Raw genomic sequence first — 510 nt, forward strand, 5'->3', positions numbered from 1 at the left:
GTCAGCGACAACGGCCGCGGCATGGAGCCGGGCCAGAAGCTCGGCTTCGGCCTGGTCGGCATGCGTGAGCGGATTCTGGCGCTGGGTGGCACGCTCAACGTCGTCTCCGATGCCGGCGGCTTGACAGTGGAAGCGCTGGTTCCGACGGCGGCTGCCTGATCGCGCTCGGCGCGATCGGGAAAAATTCCCGATTTGATCGGGAAAACGGGATCGGATATTGCCCGACCTTTTGTGACTGGCGCACCCATTGCGGCCGAATACACTCGTCTCGACCAATCGGCGAAAATCAAAACAGCCGGTGGTCACGGATGGGAAGGCGGGGATGGGCAAGGTTCCTTCGTTCAAGCGTTGTTTGTTGATGGCCTCGGTCTCGACCGGTCTGGTCTCCGGGATGGTGTTCGCGAGCCCCGCGGGGGCCGCGCCAGACGAGGAGACCAACGTCCAGAATCTGCCGCCGGTCGAAGTGACGGCGCCGCCGCCGTCGGTGGCGAGACGTAGCGCGCCGACGCG

Annotated in this window: 1 protein-coding gene and 1 pseudogene; both read left to right on the forward strand. The window is 65.1% G+C overall.

All coding sequences use genetic code 11. From position 1 onward, the window contains the following. Positions 1 to 159: pseudogene (locus MOV75_RS41545) on the forward strand (histidine kinase); the annotation flags it as partial. Positions 160 to 322: 163 nt separating this feature from the next. Continuing rightward, on the forward strand, positions 323 to 510 hold a 188-nt coding region (locus MOV75_RS41550), incomplete at its 3' end, for a hypothetical protein (RefSeq protein WP_247008687.1).

Source organism: Bradyrhizobium sp. PRIMUS42 (genome assembly GCF_023006515.1).
Classification (GTDB): Bacteria; Pseudomonadota; Alphaproteobacteria; order Rhizobiales; family Xanthobacteraceae; genus Bradyrhizobium.